Below are 1959 nucleotides of genomic sequence, written 5' to 3'. Positions count from 1 at the left end.
GGATAACGGACTGAATTATGAGAGGGCTCGGCGGCGGTGGCATCGCGATAAGGCCCATCGCAACGCCACTGTTTTTTGCCTACGCGTCTTTGCGTGAAAACGCGTCAATCCTTTCCGTCGACGCCCGAGGTACGCGATTGCGTAGACAAGTTGAAAACGCGCGACGACCGCCGATGGCCCTGAACGACTTACCGCGGGGCGAGCATCGTTCCTCGGCAGTGCCGCGCGCCGCATCGACAACCATGCAGCTTTTTGACAGCCGCCGTGCGGCGGCCTCTCACGTCGAGTAAATAATCGATGAACAACTCTTCGCCGGCCATGATGTCAGCGAGGGCCCGGATAAACACACGACTCCCCTCGTGCTCTTCCTCGCAGTTCGGCTCGCAGCAATGGTTGAGCCAACGTACAGAATTGCCATCGCGTGCACCGTAGATGACATGTCGGTCATCCAACCCAAAGAAAAACGTGTGGCCGTCCTCGGCGCTGTTGCGTTGATGGCGCTGGCTCGCGACGCGCCAGGATGTCACTTCACCTTTGTATTCGGCCAGTAACTCCCCGGATGGGATGTTGATTAAAGCGAACACGCATCGGCCATGAACGGGTGAGCGACGCACAACGATTCGGTGCATAAGAAAAACCTACGATTTGAAATGCACGACGGATACCACGGCCGCCAGACGTTGCGCTACGCCGCAATGGGCATAATCATACGTGTTGCAAAAACCCTTCCTGCGCGATGCCGATGAAACGCACCCGACCCAGCATTCGCCGTCGACCAGCCCGCGGAACGCTCGTGCGATACGGCGATCGCATTGCCGAAGTGTTGGGCGAAGCGCGCGGCGAGCGAGTCATGATCAAATCGATTCACTGTGACGGCGTCGAGCGGCGCAGTGCCGTGAAGTGGACGAACCTGGTGCCGCTTGATGATCAACTGTTTTAAGCGTCGCCGACGCTGCCTCCCGTGTTGAAGCGCCGAGCCATTGCTTCGCCACCGCTTGCCATGGGGTTGCGCAAAGCGCCGGTGATACGCCGAGCGCCCTTACGAATTCACTAAATCCTTGAAGGCCTTACTGGCCGTGAATTTGACGGTTTTTGCAGCCGCAATTTGCAAGCTTTCGCCGGTCCTCGGGTTGCGACCGGTGCGCGCCGCACGGTGGCCGGCGCTGAAGGTACCAAAGCCGACCAACTGCACGCTATCGCCTTCGGCGACGGCTTGCGTCACGACGGCGACAAACGCGTCGAGGGTCTCGCCGGCGGCGCTCTTGGTGGTGCCGACGGCCAATGCGATTGCGTCAACCAATTCTTGCTTGTTCATATTCATTCTCTCAGATTTTTCTTAACGTCCCGCCGACGCGCGGCAGCCCCAGTGCCTATGCCCAGGAGGAACGACAGAGTATCGCGCTCCTTGCCAGCGGACTGCTTCACTTGATTTTCTTCTTCATGCTTACGGGCCGTCGCGGAACTGACTCCAGAATCCCGTTTTCTTCCCATATTTCTCCCTATCCAGCGGCGTGATCTTGCCGATCCCCAACCCTAGTAACGGCACGACTACAGGGAGAAGAAATGTGGATAGGTACCCTTCAGTCGCTGCATCATCGGCTTCTGGGTCTTGCACGGCCCGCACGTCGGCGTGCTGAAGTAGACGAGCTGCGCCTGGGTGCTCGACAGCGCGACGGCTGCCTTGTATTGATCGTTCATCACTGCATCCTCAAAAGGAGTTCATAGGCTTCGTCGCGCGTGAGCGCTTCCTTGCCGGCCGCCGCGGCGCAAAGCCGCTCGAATGTCTCGATGCGCAGCTTTTCGCGATAGCGCTTCTCGATGAACAGACTCGGTTGGAGGTCTTCCACAATGTCGGTGTGCGTCGTGGCCACGATCACGGTGGCGCCCACCCGGCGCGCGGACTTCTGCAGCGCGTAGGCAATCACCTTCGCCGCGGTGCGGTCGAGCACGGCCATGAAC

5 protein-coding genes are annotated in these 1959 nt (G+C 59.3%); 1 reads left to right on the top strand and 4 read right to left on the bottom strand.

The annotated features are described in order from the left end of the window. Positions 1-188: 188 nt before the first annotated feature. Positions 189-629, bottom strand: a complete 441-nt coding sequence (locus WCA53_RS28860) for an SET domain-containing protein (protein WP_423919119.1) — start codon at positions 627-629, stop codon at positions 189-191. A gap of 164 nt (positions 630-793) precedes the next feature. Between WCA53_RS28860 and WCA53_RS28855 the strand changes: the two genes are divergently transcribed. Next, positions 794-940, top strand: a complete 147-nt coding sequence (locus WCA53_RS28855) for a hypothetical protein (protein ID WP_423919117.1) — start codon at positions 794-796, stop codon at positions 938-940. 99 nt (positions 941-1039) lie between these two features. Here WCA53_RS28855 and WCA53_RS28850 read toward each other — a convergent pair whose 3' ends face one another. From WCA53_RS28850 to WCA53_RS28840, 3 genes are all read right to left on the bottom strand, one after another. After that, positions 1040-1315: an HU family DNA-binding protein gene (locus WCA53_RS28850; protein ID WP_423919114.1), complete on the bottom strand. Its 276-nt coding sequence runs from the start codon at positions 1313-1315 to the stop codon at positions 1040-1042. A gap of 233 nt (positions 1316-1548) precedes the next feature. Further along, a complete protein-coding gene (locus WCA53_RS28845) occupies positions 1549-1698 on the bottom strand; it encodes a thioredoxin family protein (protein WP_423919111.1) in 150 nt (49 codons plus the stop codon). Further along, a partial coding sequence (locus WCA53_RS28840; protein WP_423919109.1) for a hypothetical protein occupies positions 1698-1959 on the bottom strand: 262 nt, incomplete at its 5' end. The genes WCA53_RS28840 and WCA53_RS28845, both read right to left, overlap by 1 nt.

Source organism: Caballeronia sp. (assembly GCF_049581465.1).
GTDB lineage: Bacteria > Pseudomonadota > Gammaproteobacteria > Burkholderiales > Burkholderiaceae > Caballeronia.
Note: the sequence above shows the minus strand (reverse complement) of the source record. Positions and strands in the feature narration are given on the sequence as shown.